At 67.3% G+C, this 15,381-nt stretch carries 14 protein-coding genes; 5 read left to right on the plus strand and 9 right to left on the minus strand.

What is annotated here, in order from left to right; genetic code table 11:
* Window positions 1–110 precede the first annotated feature (110 nt).
* The 5 genes from A5781_RS22525 to A5781_RS22545 all read right to left on the minus strand — a co-directional run bounded on the left by A5781_RS22525 (window position 111) and on the right by A5781_RS22545 (window position 6,527).
* The gene (locus tag A5781_RS22525; protein WP_197503933.1) at window positions 111–1,007 is read right to left on the minus strand and encodes a 2-oxo acid dehydrogenase subunit E2; all 897 of its coding nucleotides are present in this window, start codon (window positions 1,005–1,007) and stop codon (window positions 111–113) included.
* Window positions 1,008–1,192: 185 nt separating this feature from the next.
* Window positions 1,193–2,626 carry a serine/threonine-protein kinase gene (locus tag A5781_RS22530; RefSeq protein ID WP_067212168.1) on the minus strand — a complete coding sequence of 478 codons (1,434 nt, stop codon included), beginning with the start codon at window positions 2,624–2,626 and terminating at the stop codon, window positions 1,193–1,195.
* 161 nt (window positions 2,627–2,787) lie between these two features.
* Entirely contained in the window at window positions 2,788–3,933 is a 1,146-nt protein-coding gene (locus A5781_RS22535; protein WP_369817781.1) for a serine/threonine-protein kinase, read from the minus strand.
* Window positions 3,934–4,065: 132 nt separating this feature from the next.
* On the minus strand, window positions 4,066–5,901 hold the full coding sequence (locus A5781_RS22540) for an alpha/beta fold hydrolase (protein ID WP_067212171.1): 1,836 nt from the start codon (window positions 5,899–5,901) through the stop codon (window positions 4,066–4,068).
* Window positions 5,898–6,527, minus strand: coding sequence for a TetR/AcrR family transcriptional regulator (locus A5781_RS22545; RefSeq protein ID WP_067212173.1), 630 nt, complete (start codon window positions 6,525–6,527; stop codon window positions 5,898–5,900). Before A5781_RS22545 ends, A5781_RS22540 begins: the two co-directional genes overlap by 4 nt.
* A 78-nt stretch (window positions 6,528–6,605) precedes the next feature.
* Here A5781_RS22545 and A5781_RS22550 point away from each other — a divergent pair, with 78 nt between their 5' ends.
* Together A5781_RS22550 and A5781_RS22555 are read left to right on the plus strand one after the other, a co-directional pair.
* The gene (locus tag A5781_RS22550; protein ID WP_067212291.1) at window positions 6,606–7,256 is read left to right on the plus strand and encodes a polysaccharide deacetylase family protein; all 651 of its coding nucleotides are present in this window, start codon (window positions 6,606–6,608) and stop codon (window positions 7,254–7,256) included.
* 16 nt (window positions 7,257–7,272) lie between these two features.
* Window positions 7,273–8,658: an FAD-binding oxidoreductase gene (locus A5781_RS22555; RefSeq protein WP_067212176.1), complete on the plus strand. Its 1,386-nt coding sequence runs from the start codon at window positions 7,273–7,275 to the stop codon at window positions 8,656–8,658.
* Here A5781_RS22555 and A5781_RS22560 read toward each other — a convergent pair.
* The 3 genes from A5781_RS22560 to A5781_RS22570 form a co-directional block, all read right to left on the minus strand.
* On the minus strand, window positions 8,655–9,470 hold the full coding sequence (locus tag A5781_RS22560) for a 1-acyl-sn-glycerol-3-phosphate acyltransferase (protein WP_067212294.1): 816 nt from the start codon (window positions 9,468–9,470) through the stop codon (window positions 8,655–8,657). The genes A5781_RS22555 and A5781_RS22560 overlap by 4 nt on opposite strands.
* Before the next feature lie 238 nt (window positions 9,471–9,708).
* Window positions 9,709–10,026, minus strand: coding sequence for an antibiotic biosynthesis monooxygenase (locus tag A5781_RS22565; RefSeq protein ID WP_067212180.1), 318 nt, complete (start codon window positions 10,024–10,026; stop codon window positions 9,709–9,711).
* Between the two features lie 368 nt (window positions 10,027–10,394).
* The gene (locus tag A5781_RS22570; protein WP_067212297.1) at window positions 10,395–11,030 is read right to left on the minus strand and encodes a TIGR03085 family metal-binding protein; all 636 of its coding nucleotides are present in this window, start codon (window positions 11,028–11,030) and stop codon (window positions 10,395–10,397) included.
* Between the two features lie 243 nt (window positions 11,031–11,273).
* Between A5781_RS22570 and A5781_RS22575 the strand changes: the two genes are divergently transcribed.
* The 3 genes from A5781_RS22575 to A5781_RS22585 are packed head-to-tail and all read left to right on the plus strand — an operon-like array spanning window position 11,274 to window position 14,409.
* Window positions 11,274–12,941 carry a nitrite/sulfite reductase gene (locus tag A5781_RS22575; RefSeq protein ID WP_067212182.1) on the plus strand — a complete coding sequence of 556 codons (1,668 nt, stop codon included), beginning with the start codon at window positions 11,274–11,276 and terminating at the stop codon, window positions 12,939–12,941.
* A 17-nt stretch (window positions 12,942–12,958) separates the two neighbouring features.
* A complete protein-coding gene (locus tag A5781_RS22580) occupies window positions 12,959–13,696 on the plus strand; it encodes a phosphoadenylyl-sulfate reductase (RefSeq protein ID WP_067212185.1) in 738 nt (245 codons plus the stop codon).
* Window positions 13,693–14,409, plus strand: coding sequence for a sirohydrochlorin chelatase (locus tag A5781_RS22585; protein WP_067212190.1), 717 nt, complete (start codon window positions 13,693–13,695; stop codon window positions 14,407–14,409). The genes A5781_RS22580 and A5781_RS22585 overlap by 4 nt, the downstream gene beginning before the upstream one ends.
* On the opposite strand, the gene A5781_RS22590 is transcribed toward A5781_RS22585, so the two are convergent.
* Window positions 14,406–15,338, minus strand: a complete 933-nt coding sequence (locus A5781_RS22590) for a LysR family transcriptional regulator (protein ID WP_067212193.1) — start codon at window positions 15,336–15,338, stop codon at window positions 14,406–14,408. The two genes, A5781_RS22585 and A5781_RS22590, sit on opposite strands and share 4 nt — an antisense overlap.
* Between the last annotated feature and the right edge of the window lie 43 nt (window positions 15,339–15,381).

Consider the following 15,381-nt stretch of genomic DNA (forward strand, 5'->3'; position numbering starts at 1 on the left):
ATGTCCGACAGCGGCTTTTTTTCGGTGTACGAGTAGAACGGACCGTCCTTCGGATGCGGCGGGGCGATGGCCGCGCGTGCAGGTGGTCGTGAGGCGGTCATGGCTTCCCCTCAAGCGCGGCGCTGCGCCTTAGCCTTCGATCGGCTCGGTGTGGTCGCCGGCCTCGTGCCGTTCAACCGCGCGGAGGCACGCTGCCCCGTGCGTGGTGAGCTTGTCGTGGGCACCGGATCGAATGCGGCGGGATCGGCGAGATACGCGCGGAAGATGCCGGCCATCGTCGCGGCCTGGTAGCCGTCGACGAACCGGTGATCCAGGCCGATCGACAGCGGCAGCACCGGACGCACGACGGGTTGGCCGCCCAGAGCCAACACCTTGTCCTTCACCGCGCCGATCATGATCCCGAGCGGCACGTGGCAGAACGTCGGCCAAGGGGCGGCGGCCGTGTCGAGGCCGTAGGTGCCCACGTTGCTCACGAGTATCGAGCCGTAAGGGCGGGCCTCCAGCCCAAGGAACGGAATGGGCAATTGCAGGCTCTCGGTGATGAAGCCCATCGCATCCATCACCGGACGAAGCAGCAGCGGCGGCAGTCCCTTGACCATCGCCTTGCTCTGCTTGAACTGCGGATCTTCGTCGTGGCGAATGCGTCCGACATGATCGGCGAGTTCCTTGGCGATGGCCCAGGGCGGCTTCTCGTTGATGCGACGCACCACGGTGCCAGAGAGATCGGTGCCAGCGGCTTCGGCTCCGGTTATGAGGTCCGTCCGCAGCGATACCACGAAGAAGCAGTCGACGGTCGGGGACGGCAGGAAGCCGCCGAACACGACCCGGCCGTTGAGACCCGGCAGCGCCTCGATGACCTTGCCCGCAGCCCTGCCGACGAGGTCCATGGGGGTGACGTGCTGACCCGTTGCCTCGCGGACCTGGCGCAGGTACTCGAGCAGCCGCACCGCTTCGATATCCATCGTCGCCCAAATCACCGGGTCTTTCCGCGGCCGCCAGGTGGCCATGGCAATCTTCCGCCAGACGGAGAACGGGATGACGGATGGAGTGGTCCACATTGTCGGAACTTCCTCTTCGAAGCAGGTACCCGAGTCTTCGCCCCAGAGCCGCAATACCGGCAGAGGACAAGGTCCCCTTGTCGGTGCCAAACGACGTCACGATGGCTAAACCGAACACGCTCCGCCCGTGGTGATCAGGACGCGGTTGCGTACTGCAACACCGGCTCCGACGAATCGACGTGGCTGCCGCTGACGATCCTGAGCCGATTCGGGCGCACCTCGTAGCGCACGCCGTCGACCGGGTTGGTCACATCGAACCCGTCCCCGACGCGCTCCGCGTTCGACAGCTCGATGTGCGCGCCGTCGCGAATCCGCTCGCCGCGGTAGTAGTAACTGCCGCTGAGGTTTTGACACACCACCGCCAGCGACTTGGCGGTGCGCACAACGGCGGCCGGCGGGTTCCCCGGGTCGCAACGAGCCGTCTCGCCGACGAAACCCAACCCGTCGGCGCCGCGCACCGGAGCCGACAGCGTCGGCGTCTTCGGCGGCGGCGGGCTCGACGGCGCGGGTGAAGGCTTCGAGGCGGCAGGCGGCGGCGAGCCCCCGCTCATCAACGCCGATACCAGCGCCACGATCAACCCGGCGATCACCAGCACCACCGCCGCCCCGGTCGCCACCAGCGGCGCCCGGCCACCCAACGAGGGTCGGCGCGGCGCCGTCGGCAAAGGCTCAACAACCGGATACGGGCTGTAACCGGTGTCGTCCGGGTTCGGATAGACCGCCTCGAACGGCCGGGTGCCAAGGGGCCCGGCGCCAACGCCGGCCGCGACGGGCTCGTACGCCGCGTTCACCGCCTCGCTGGCCGCCCGGGCGAGTTCACCCGCGGAAGCGAACCGCGCCGCAGGCTGTTTGGCCATGCCGCGGGCGACGACGTCGTCGAAGGCCCGGCCGATGCCGCGGCGCATGATGCTGGGTCGAGGCGCCGGCGACAACATGTGCGCGCTCTTCAGCTCGGCCGGGTCCGTGGCCTCGAACGGCGGATGCCCGGTGAGGCACTCGTAGAGCAGGCAGGCCAGCGAGTACACGTCGGTCTGCGGTCCGACCTGGCCGGTGGTGAACCGCTCGGGCGCCATATACACGCGCGAACCGTCGGCATGCCCAATGCCGAGGTCGACGAGACTCGCGAAGTGATCGGGGGTCAGCAGTACGTGTTCCGGCCGGACACCCAGGTGCACCAGTCCGGCGGCGTGCGCGGCGTCCAGCGCCCGCGCCACCTGCGCGACGATCGACGCGGCCCGCGGCGGCTCCAGCGGCCCGCGCTCGCGCAGCAGGTCCTTCAGGCTGCCGCCCTCGACAAGGTGCATGTCGACGTAGGAAACCCCGTTAATCGAACCGAAGTCGTGCACCGGGATGACGTGGGGCTCCTGCAACCGCGACGCGATCCCGCACTCCCGCCGAAAGCGTTGCTGGAAGCCGGGTTCCGCGGCCATCTCGGCAGGCAGCAGCTTGACCGCGACCGTCCGGTCCCTAACCGTGTCGTGCGCCCGGTAGACCTCGCCCGTCGCGCCCGCGCCGATCAGCGATCGCAGCTCGTAGGGCCCGAACCGGGTGCCAAGCCGCGAGGTCAATGGGCAGTCCTTTCGCTAGGTCGTAAAGGTCCAGCCGTGCGGGTTCCCGAATTGGGCGCCGACCTAACGTGCGGCGGCTCACGCGTGCGGCGGCACCGGGCACCAGAATAGGCCGCAATTGAAGTTGGGCGGGCCGGCCGGCGCCCGATCCCATATCGACCTCAGCCGCCGTGTCCGCCTTTGGGCTTTTTGCCCGGGTGACCGGGTGGCGGCGGCGCCGGCTGCGGGGTGCTGCTGGGCGTGATGGTGGCGGTGGTCGTCGGGGGCGGCGTCGGCGTGGTGGTGGTCGTGGTCGGTGTCGGCGGTGGCGCCGAGAACGGCGGATCGATTGCCAACAGGAGCAGCGCCAACAGGAACGCGGCAACGATCGCCGCGATCCACCACTTGCGCCGCGGAGCGTCCGGCTCCAGTGGCGCACCCGCGGGCGTGTAGGTCAGCACGGCCGGCGGCGGCGCCTCCATCACCCGGGTGTGAGCGGGCATCGCTGCTGGGGCCGCGCCGGCCAGCGCGGCTCGCATCGCCCCGGCCTGGTCGAACCGCCACGCCGGGTCGCGCGCCATCGCACGTTCGATCGCGGCGGCCAAGGCCGGCGGAACGTCCGGGCGCAGCGCGGCCAGCGGCGGCGGTGATGTGTGCAGGATCGCGTGTGCCAGCGCGCCCAGGTCCTCCTGCGGGAACGGCCGCCGCCCGGTCAGCGCCTCGTAACCCACCACGCCCACGGCATACAGGTCGTCGAACACCGTGGCCGGCTTGGACGTCAGCCGCTCGGGGCTCAGATATGCCATGCTGCCGACGACTTCGCCCGCCCTGGTGTAGGCGGCGCCGGACGTCTTGGCGATACCGAAATCGGCGAGCTTGGGTTCGCCGGCCGCGGTGAACAAGATGTTGCCCGGCTTGACGTCGCGGTGCAGGATCCCGGCGCTATGCGCCTCGGCAAGGGCGTCCAGGACACCGTCGAGCGCGACGTGCACGAACGCCGGTGGCAGCGGCCCGCGAGCGATGTGGTCGGCCAGCGACACACCCGGCAGCCGCTCCATAACGATGAACGGCAGCCCGTCGTGCTCGCCGATGTCGTGGACCACCACGACGTGGCGGCCGGTCAGCCGCGCCGCCGCGTGCGCCTCCGTTTCGAACCGCAACCGGCTGTCCGGCCGGTCGGCCACCCCCGGATAGAGCAGCTTGATTGCGACGGGCCGGTTCAGCTTCCGGTCCCATCCCTCACGCACCTCGGCCATCGCGCCGCGGCCCAGGACGCCGCGCAGCTCGTACCGACCGTCGCCGAGGAGCCCGCCCGGCCCCAGAGGCACTCCGGTACTGCCCTGGTCGCGGTAAGACTGGGTTCCTTGGAGGTCCGTGTCGATCTCCTGTCGGAAAGCTGACTCCCTGCTGGTTCGGGATAACCCCGCAATCCGGAATCGAAACCAGCTACTCGACAGGCGTTAAACAGCGGCGTTCCGCAACGGTTTTTGGACCGCCCCCGCGTACTCGCCGACGAAGCCGTTCCCCAACCACCACCTGGGCTCGGTGTGCTCGAAGATTTCCTCGCCGAGGGCCCGAGTGCGCACCGACCTCTTGACCGGAAACGGATTCATCCCCGACTTGTATTCGACCCCGACCATGGCGGGGACGGCCGGCCGGTCGCGCCGGGGCAGCAGTTCGAAACCGGCGTCCCGGAGCATCGCGTTCAACTCGGCTGGGCGAGGGAATCGCCGAAAGTCGTGGTTCGGTTTGTGCAGGCCGAACACGAACAGCGGCCCGATCGTGACGAAACACAGCCAGGTGCACAGGTTGCGATCCGGTGCGACATAGAACATCCGGCCGCCGGGTTTCAGCGCGCGAAACACGCTGTCCATCAGGCGGCGGTGCTGGGTGCAGTGGTCAAGCACTCCGTGCAGGTAGACAAGGTCGAACCGATTGGCGCCCAACACCTCCGGGTTACGGGCATCGCCGACGACGAAGGTCACACCAGGCTTGCCGGCAAAGCGCTTGCGGGCCGCGTCGATCGACTTGTAGTCGACGTCGATGCCGACGACGTCCCATTCACCCAACTCCGGATATCGTTCGAGCAACCCCGCGATCGCCCCGCCGCTGCCGCAGCCGACCACCGCCATCGCCGGCCGTTGACCATTCGCCGCCGGAAGGTAGTCACGCAGGAAGTCCCACGCGGCGTAGTCGATTTCGCCGACGAGCTCGGCGGTGAAGCGCCACTGATCGCTCACTTCGGCGTTGGAGAAGTAACGGACCCCGCGCTCGATCGTGCCGTTACTGATCCGCATCAGCACGCGATCGATGATCGAATACCGGTATTCCGGTTCGCCCGCCGCGTCGTTGGCCCGTTCACGATCGAGGAATTCGAAGTAGCTGCGCTCTTCGAGTTCGATTGGCGCTTGCCATGATTGGGCCTTGCCGAGCACACGCTCCCGAATCCACGAGTCGATCACGCGGCCGTAGACGCTGGTGTCAAACAACATGAGCTGATGGCCGCCACCGGGCATCACGAAAAAGTCTTTGGTCCCGCCGATCCGCTCGAAGCAAGCCCGGCAGTGCTCGACTCCGACGATTTCATCGTGCTCGCCGCAGGCGATCAGGACGGGTTTCGTGTTGGCGGCGGCGGGTTTTGGCGGCACATAGTTGAACACCGAGTGGTAGCTCTTGAACCCATACGACCAGACGTAAAGCGGGTCCTTCTTCTTGGTGTCCAGCAGTCCGGGGTCTTCTTGGTAGGCGGCCTTGAAGTCGATGAACCGCCGCAGCGGGACGCGTAGCCGATCGCCGACCTTGTCCGCCGCGAATTTCGCCAGCCGCGACCGGAAGAGCCGGATCGGCAGGCTCATCGGCGCCTCGTGGTTCAACAGGATGTTCATGCACACACCGGCCGCCACGGCCGGGCACGCGTCGAGCGCGTGGAATGCGACCTCCCCGCCTTGGCTGGCGCCGTGCACGACGACAGGCAGGGACGTCCGTCGTGCGGCGTAGTCGGTGACCGCCCTGGTGTCTTCGAGGAAGGCTTCGAAACTGAACACACCCGGCTTGCCCTCGGTGCGGCCGTGCCCGGTCAGGTCGAAGGAATAGACCGCCGCGCGGTAGTGGCGGCGCATGTGCTCGGCGAACGCGTCGTAACTCTCGCTGTTGCCGGCGGTGCCATGCACCAGCACCAAGACATAGTCGGCCTTCTCGTTGTCATAGCGGCGCACGAAGATTCGTTTGCCGCCGGATCCGGTCACTGCGTCTTCGACCATCGGCGGCACTGCCTGAATGGTGGTGTTCGGAGTCATCGGCTTTTCGAATCCAATCCTTCGGTGAAGCGCGCGGCGATCATCTCGGCGAAGGCGTCGAAGTCGGCGCGGAACCTTTCAGTGTCGGCGACGAACGGGCGCTGCATCGACATGCCGAGCAGCACGATTTCGCAGAGACGCACCGCCTCGTCGATCAAGTGCTGCGGCGCCTGGTCACCGGCGATGGTGCGCAGCAGCTCACCCAACTGCCGTCGCTGGGTGTCGCGATAGTCGACATACGCGGTGCGCAAGAACTCGTTGTGGTTGGCCGCCGCGGCGAACTCGACCATGAAGGTGACCGCGTCGAGGTCGTCGATGAACAGCGTGTACAGCAGGCCGGCCGCCTCGGCCAGGCCGTCACGAACGGACGGTCCCTGCGACAGCCGGGCCGACGCCGCGGCGAACATGTTCTTGGCCATGTCGTCGATGGCCGCCTGGAAGAGCTTTTCCTTGCTCTCGAAGTGATAGTGCAGCAGCGTCTGCGAAACGCCGGCCTTTGCCGAGATCAGCTTCATCGAGGATTTCTCGTAGCCGTACGCGCAGAAGCAGCGCATCGTGGTCTGCAGGATGCGCTGCCGGGTGTCACCGGCGGTGTCCCTGGTCTTCGGAATCGCTTCGGTCACCATCGACTCATCTCGTTGCTTCGAATACGGTACTGCCTGATCGATCAGTCAGGCAAGCGTGGCGCGATACCCTTTGAAGTGATGCGACCGAAAATCACCTTGACCTTCGACAACGGCCCGACCCCCGGTGTCACGGATCAGGTTCTCGATGTCCTCTCTCAGCGCCAGATGTCCGCCATCTTCTTCGTGGTCGGTGAGCAGGTTTCCTCGCCGGCGGGACGTCGGCTGATCGAGCGCGCGGTGAGCGAGGGGCACCGGATTGGCAATCATTCCTTCACCCACGGCCGGCCCCTCGGCGACCTCTCCGCGGCGGAGACCCTTCGCGAAATCGGCAGCACGCAGGAGGTTTTGGACGAGTTCAACGATGCCGATCGTTACTTCAGGCCGTGGGGAACGGAGGGCGCGCTCGAACGGCGCTGCCTGAATCAGACGGCGGTCGACTACCTCATCGCGGAGAAGTACACCTGTGTCCTGTGGAACAGCGTGCCGCGCGACTGGGCCGACCCCCGCGGATGGGTCGACCGGGCGCTCGCCGATGCCCGTGCCCATCGGCACACCGTGGTCGTATTGCACGACCTACCGACCGGTGCGATGGAGCGACTACCAGAGTTCCTCGATGAGCTCGACGATTCCGGTGTAGAGGTCACCACCGACCTCCCCGACGACTGCGTGCCGATCGTCCGTGGCCAGATGCGAACCCCCATCGATCACCTCGCTCCGGCGATAAGGTGAACCGAGGGAGGCCCCAATGAGCGACATGACGGCGCGGTTCTCCGAGATCGTCGGCGAGCACAACCTGCTGACCGGCGACGCCATCCCCGAGGACTACTGGCACGACGAGGTGTTGACGAAGCCGCCGCAACGGCCGGCGTACGTCGCCAAACCCGCTTCGGCGGAAGCGGTTTCGCAGCTGTTGAAGGCCGCCTCGGACCACGGCGTTCCGGTGACGGCCCGCGGGTCCGGGACCGGACTGTCGGGCGCGGCGATCCCTCGCACCGACGGGCTGCTGATCTCCTTCGAGCGCATGAACGCGATCCTCGAGGTCGACACCACCAACCAGGTCGCCGTCGTCCAACCCGGCGTCACGCTGACCGAACTGGACGCCGCGACCGGCGACAGCGGCCTGCGGTACATGGTGCACCCGGGCGAGCTGTCGTCCAGCGTCGGCGGCAACGTCGGCACCAACGCCGGCGGCATGAACGCGGTCAAGTACGGGATCGCGCGTAACAACGTGGTCGGGTTGCAGGCGGCGCTGCCGACCGGCGAGCTCATCCGCACCGGCGGCAAGATCGCCAAGATCTCCACCGGCTACGACCTGACCCAGCTCATCGTCGGATCCGAGGGCACCCTGGCCCTGGCCACCGAAGTGACCGTCAAGCTGCATCCGCGGCTCGACCACAACGCCGCCGTGCTCGCCCCGTTCACCGACTTCGACCAGATCATGGCGGCGGTGCCCAAGGTGGTGGGAAGCGGCCTCGCGCCCTACATCCTGGAGTACATCGACAATGTGACGATGGCCGCGCTCGTCCACACCCAGAACCTGGAGCTGGGCATCCCCGACAGCGTCCGCGACAGTTGCGACGCCTATCTCGTTGTGGCCCTTGAGAACCGGACCGCCAACCGGGTGGACGAGGACGTCGAAGCGGCCGGCGAGCTGCTGGCCGAGCTGGGTGCCGTGGACGCTTATGTGCTCGAAGGGGTATCGGCACGCAAACTGATCGAGGCACGCGAGAAGGCGTTTTGGACGGCGAAGGCGATCGGCGCCGACGACATCATCGACACCGTGGTGCCCCGCTCAGCGATGCCGAAGTTCCTGTCCACCGCGCGCGGCATGGCGGCGGCCGCCGGCGGCGGCGCGGCGGGCTGCGGGCACGCCGGCGACGGCAACGTGCACCTGGCGATCTTCTGTAAGGACCCGGACACGCGCAAGAAGCTCATGACCGACATCTTCGCGCTTGCAATGGAATTGGGTGGTGCGATCTCCGGCGAACACGGCCTGGGCCGCGCCAAGACCCCGTACTTCCTCGAACTGGAAGACCCGGTCAAGGTCGACCTGATGCGCCGCATCAAACGGAGCTTCGACCCCGCCGGCATCCTCAACCCGGACGTGGTCTTCGCGGCAGCAGAAAACTAGCCGACCACCGGAAAGTGGCGCTGAGCGGCGAGAGCTTTGAGCCCCTTCTGCATCACCGACCGCACGTGCGTGTCGAGACCTTTGATGTCGTGGACATCAGGGAATTTGGCGATGTCGATGGGCGGCAACACCTCGGTGACGATCTTGGTGGGCAGCGGCAAGTTGACCGGCGCTACGACACTGAGCCCGAACGGGAAACCGATGGTGATCGGCAAGATGTCCGTGCGGAACAGCTTGCGCTCCAGCTTGGTGAGCCGAAGCGCTCGTACCAGCCATCTGCCACGGCTCAAGAAGAACTGGCTTTCCTGTCCGCCGATGGACACGGCGGGAACGATCGGGACATTCGCCTCGATAGCCGTGGTGACGTAACCGGTTCGTCCGTCGAAGTCGATGGTGTTCTCCCGCAGCGTCGGCCGGTAGACATCGAAGTCGCCGCCCGGATAGACCAACACGATGGCCCCGGCAGCTAGCGCCTCGGCGGCGTTCTCGCGCGTCGCCCGGATCACCCCGGTGCGTCGCAAAAAGTCACCGGCCGGTCCGGCGAAGATGGTGTCGAAACCAAGAGAGTAGAGGGGGCGGTCGTAGCCGTACTTGTCGTAATAGTCGACGGCGAACACCGGCAGATCGAACGTCGTGAGGCCGCCGGAATGGTTACCCACCACGAGCGCCGGGCCCGGTGGGATGTTGTCCAGGCCGCGCACCTCGGAACGGAAATAACGTTTGACGATCGGGCGGGTCAGCGCGATGACGTGTTCGGTCAGACCGCGGTCCCATTTATCGACGTCGGTCGAGGCGTTGGGGTTGTGACTCATGTCTTTGGCCTCAGATGAGCTGATGGTACGCCCGCCGATCTGGGACGGCATAGTCTCGCCGCCCGGGTTCCTGCCGGCGATTTGCAGGAATACGCCGATGTGCCCGCCTCCGAGCGACAACCGCGCATTCGGTGAACCACCGTCGCGAGTTGTCGCTGTGAGGCGGGCACTTCGGGTGCTGCCTCGGCCAGGGACCGCTGTGGCGCCTGTGACTTAAGCCGCCGACGCAAAGTGCTTGTCAGCGTTCAAGTGTGAACACGACGTCGTAGAGACCGGGGTGTGCTTGCCCGTACTCTGCGTTGCGATCGAGGTAGCCCGCTTGGCGAAGCCGGTCGATCACCGACACTGCTGACTCGAGGCTGTCGCTTTGGGCATAATTCACAACGCGTGTTCCATCGTGACTCTTGTGCAGGCTTACGGAGAGCCACCCCGGCACCGTGCTGGCGAATCGCGCTGCTTCGCTCAGTCGATCGATGAGCGCTTGTTGGCCGCCGTCTGGCACCGTGAAAGTGTTGATTTGAGTGACGATTCCGGCGTTAGTTCGGATGAACGGCATGTTGACCTCCTGTTAGGGGCGCTGCCGCCGGAGGTTCAACGCAGTAGCTCTCGTGCGCGCGTCAAGCCGCCGACGCGTCTGCGCCAGTTGCTTGTCGCGGGTCCGCTGCGCGGTACGGAGCTTCCTCGCGGAAGGGAGCGGGCTTACCGGTGCCGCTCCTGGTCCTTTTCGACGATTTCGAGCGTACGGAGTGATTGTGAAGCCGCGCAAGCGTCGTTAGACCACATCAACCCGGACGTGCTGGGCCCCCTCCGAGCGGCAACCGGTGATGCCTGCCGCGCCGCTTAATTGTCGCTGTGAGGCGGGCACTTTGGGTGCCGCCTCCGCCAGGGACCCATGAGGCGCGTGTGACGTAACCGGCGACGGATTCACATCCCGAAGCGCGCGCGACGCACCGCCGCAACCCCTTCCGGCGGTCCGCTCACTTCGACATCCGCCGCCCCCTGCCGGCCAAAGAGATACAGCAGCAGCTCACCCGGTTGGCCGCGCAGGACTGCCGCCGGTGAACCCGGCCGCAGCGTCACCCGCGAGCCGGCCCACTCGACGTCGAGCCCGCTACCAGAAAGCCGCCGACTCAGAAAGCGCCCGCCGCGGCATACGTTCCGCCACAACGCCGCGTCCATGTCGGACGCCAAAGAACGCGGCCCGAGTCCCTGCGCCCTGCGCACGTCCTCGTGGTGCACGAAGAACTCGTTGAGATTGGCCAGCGCGCGCACCCATCCGATGCGGAAGAACCCGACGGGCGGGCCGGACCGGATCCGCGCGACGAGCCACCCGAAATCATGACGGGCCATGGCAACCCTGCGCCGCTCGGCGAACCGTTGGAAGGGGCCGGGCAGGACGAGACACGACCCCGCAACAACATCGCGCTCTCGCAACACCAAATGGGCGGCGAGATCGCGACAAGTCCAGTCCTCGATCAGCGTGGGCGCGGCGGGGCCGAGCTCGACGAAAAGATCACACAGTGCGGACCGTTCCCGCGCGTCTAGCGTCGGCCCAGCCACCACCGCAGGTTACTGCAATCACAGTGCGCGCCAAACCAATAAACGTGAACCGGCACACACAACCAACGGTTGTGCCCTCACAACAGCACGACCTCTACCCCCCTAGGCCTAACCCGGGCACTATGAAGCCATGAGACGTGGGCGCAACGGAGCGCCCGCGCTCACCTCTGACTGACAACATCATCGCGTCGATGCCGCGGCCAGCAGCCCTGCAGCCCCACGCACCGCGAAGGAGCACACCACATGACCACAGCACGTCCCGCCAAGACCCGCAGCGAGGGCCAGTGGGCGCTGGGTGATCGAGAACCGCTCAACGACACCGAGAAGATCAAGAACGACGACGCGCCGCTGAAGGTGCGCGACCGCATCGTCAACGTCTACGCCAACCAGGGCTTCGACAGCATCGACCACTCCGATCTGCGCGGGCGGTTCCGCTGGATGGGCCTGTACACGCAACGCGAACAGGGCTACGACGGCAGCTGGACCGGCGACGACAACACCGACAAGATCGAAGCCAAGTACTTCATGATGCGGGTCCGCACCGACGGCAAACCGCTGTCGGCGCACTCGATGCGCACCCTGGGTCAGATCTCGACCGAATTCGGCCGCGAAACGGCCGACATCAGCGACCGGGAAAACGTGCAGCTGCACTGGATCCGCATCGAGGACGTCCCCGAGATCTGGCGGCGGCTGGACTCCGTGGGCCTGCAGACCACCGAGGCCTGCGGCGACTGCCCGCGTGGCATCCACGGTTCGCCGCTGGCCGGCGACTCGCTCGACGAGGTGCTCGACCCCTCCCCCGCGATCGACGAGATCGTCCGGCGCTCCATGGGCAATCCCGAGTACGCGAATCTGCCGCGCAAGTACAAGACCGCGGTCTCGGGCCTGCAGGACGTCTCCCACGAGACTCACGACGTCGCGTTCGTGGGCGTCAACCACCCCGAGCACGGCCCCGGCCTGGATCTGTGGGTGGGCGGCGGGTTGTCGACCAACCCGATGCTGGCCCAGCGGGTAGGCGTGTGGATCCCGCTCGACGAGGTGCCCGACGTCTGGGAGGCCGTCACCCAGGTGTTCCGCGACTACGGCTACCGGCGGATGCGCGCCAAGGCCCGGCTGAAGTTCCTGATCAAGGACTGGGGCGTCGAAAAGTTCCGCGAGGTCCTCGAAACCGAATACCTCAACCGCCGGCTGATCGACGGCCCGGCCCCCGCGCCGGTCAAGCACACCATCGACCACGTCGGCGTGCAGAAAATCAAGAACGGGCTCAACGCGATTGGCGTCGCGCCGATCGCCGGACGCGTCTCGGGCGCCACCCTGTCGGCCGTCGCCGACCTGATGGAAAAGGTCGGCTCCGACCGGGCCCGGCTGACCCCGTTCCAGAAGCTGGTCATCCTCGACGTGCCCGACGCCTTGGTCGACGAGACCGTCGCCGCGCTGGACGCCCTGGGCCTGCCGTCGCGGCCGTCGTCGTGGCGCAAGAACACCATGGCCTGCACCGGCATCGAGTTCTGCAAGCTGTCGTTCGCCGAAACCCGGGTGCGAACACAGACTTTGGTGCCCGAGCTGGAACAGCGCCTGGCTGACGTCGACTCCGAGCTCGACGTGCCGATCAGCGTCCACCTCAACGGCTGCCCGAACTCGTGCGCGCGAATTCAGGTCGCCGACATCGGCTTCAAGGGCCAGTGGATCGACGACGGCGAGGGCAATTCCGTCGAGGGCTTCCAGGTCCACCTGGGCGGCGGCCTGGGCGAGGCGAGCGGATTCGGCCGAAAGCTGCGCCAGCACAAGGTGACCAGCGACGAGCTCGGCGACTACATCGACCGGGTGACCCGCAGATTCCTCGAAGCCCGCGACGGCGGCGAGACTTTCGCGTCCTGGGCGCTGCGCGCCGACGAGGCCGACCTGCGATAGGAGTTGAGGACCCCGCCATGGTGGCGATGAACTTCACCACGGAGCAGCTGCGTGAGCTGGCCGAGCGCGGTGCTTCCGAGATGGAGGGCGCCGGCGCCGTCGACATCCTGCGCTGGACCGACGAGCACTTCGGCGGCGTCGACGGTCCCCGCGGCTGGGCCAACTGCAAGTACGTGGTGGCCGCCAATATGCAAGACGCGGTGATGATTTCGCTCGCCTCGGACGTGCGGCCGGGGGTGCCGGTGCTGTTCCTGGACACCGGCTACCACTTCGCCGAAACCATCGGCACCCGCGACGCGGTCGAGTCCGTCTACGACATCCACCTGCTCAACGTCGAACCCGAACACACCGTGGCCGAGCAGGACGAGCTGCTGGGCAAGGACCTCTTCGCCCGCGACCCCAACGAATGCTGCCGGCTGCGCAAGGTCCTCCCCCTGCGCCGCGCGCTGCGCGGTTACGCGGCGTGGGTCAGCGGGCTGCGCCGGGCAGAGGCGGCCACCCGCGCCAACGCCCCCCTGATCAGCTTCGACGAGTCGTTCGAGCTCATCAAGGTCAACCCCATCGCGGCCTGGACCGACGACGACGTCCAGGACTACATCGAGCGGAACAACGTCCTGGTCAATCCGCTCGTCGAGGAGGGCTACCCGTCCATCGGCTGTGCCCCCTGCACCGCCAAGCCGGCCGAGGGTGACGATCCTCGCAGCGGCCGCTGGCGGGGACGAAACAAGATCGAATGCGGGTTGCACGCATCATGAGCACCCTCGTACTCACCGCCCACGGCAGCCGGGACCCACGGTCGGGCGCCAACGCGCAGGCCGTCGCCGACCGGCTGGCCGGCATGCGCCCCGACCTCGACGTGCGGCTGGCGTTCCTGGAGCTCAACGAACCGAACTTCGCCGACGTCCTGGCCGGGTTGCCGGACAGCCGCCGCGCGGTGGTCGCCCCGTTCCTGTTGGCCAGCGCCTACCACGCGCGCCTGGACATCCCCAAGCAGATCACGAAAGCCGGAGCCCACGGCATCCGCCAGGCCGACGTGCTCGGCGAGGACGACCGGCTGGTGTCGGTACTGCGCGGACGCCTGGCCGAGGTCGGGGTTTCCCCGCACGACGACGACCTCGGCGTGATGGTGGTCGCGATCGGCTCGTCCAACGCCGCGGCAAACGCGCGCACGTCAAAGGTGGCGCCCCGGTTGGCCGTCGGCACCCGGTGGGTCGGGGCGACGATGGCCTTCGCCACCCGGCCCGAGGCCTCCGTGGAACGCGCCGCCGGCCAGTTGCGCCGCCGCGGCGCCCGCCGGCTCGTCATCGCGCCCTGGTTCCTGGCGCCCGGGCTGCTCACCGACGGCGTCTCAACGTATGCGCGGGACAACGGTATTCCGATGGCCGCGCCGCTGGGCGCCCACCCGCTGGTGGCCGAGACCCTGCTCGACCGCTACGACGAGGCGCTGGAAGCCGACGCGGCAGCCTAGCGGCTGTTGATGTGGCTCAACAGATCTCGAACCGCCCCGGCCGGCGGCGTGCGCCCGCCCACCCAGATCGCGCGAAACTTGCGCCGTAAGTCCAACTTCGGAATGGTGACCGCGCTCAGCCGCCCGACCGCCAGGTCGTCGGCCACCGCCAGCCGGCTCATGGCCGCCGGTCCCGCGCCGGCCAGCACGGCCGCGCGCATCGCCGCCGCCGACGTCAGCTCCAATACCGGTGGCGCTTGCTCCATGTCGTCGCCCAGCACCTGACGCAACGCCACCGTCAGCGAATCGCGGATGCCCGAATGCGGTTCGCGGGCCACCAGTGGCGTCTCCGCGAGTTCGCGAGCGGTGACACCCCGTGCCCGTCGCGTCCACTTGTGGCCCGGCGGCACCACGATCACCAGTTCATCCTGACCCACCACACAGGTTCCCAAACCCTTTGGTGTGCCAGGGTTTTCGACAAACCCGAGATCCGCGCTGCCGTCGCGGACCGCGGCGATCGCGTGCTCGCTGTTGGTCGCGGTCAAACTCACCTGCGAGGCAACGACGCCGCGCCGCGTCGCCTCGGTCTGCAGGGACAACAGCCAATGCGGCATCAGCTGCTCGGAGATTGTCTGGCTGGCCGCGACGCGGATCCGCTCACGGCCCTCCTTGCGCAGCGATCCCATGCCCGCGTCAAGCTCGGTGGCGACCTCGAGCAACCGCCTCGCCCAGTCCGCGACGATCAGGCCCGCCGGCGTCAGCTGCGAGCCGCGCGTGGTCCGCACCGCCAGCGTCACCCCGATCTGGGCCTCCATCGACGCGAGCCGCCGCGAGATGGCCTGCTGGGTCAGCCCGAGTTCGCGCGCGGCGCGGCCCAGGCTGCCGGTCTCGGCGATCGCCAAGAACACCTCGAACGAGGCGAGCTCGGGCATTCGCGGGCTGAGCGGCATGGCTGATCACATCACAATCAATTCGTGTGACACAACGATAGCT

Source organism: Mycobacterium sp. 852002-30065_SCH5024008 (assembly GCF_001665645.1).
Taxonomy (GTDB): Bacteria; Actinomycetota; Actinomycetes; order Mycobacteriales; family Mycobacteriaceae; genus Mycobacterium; species Mycobacterium paraffinicum.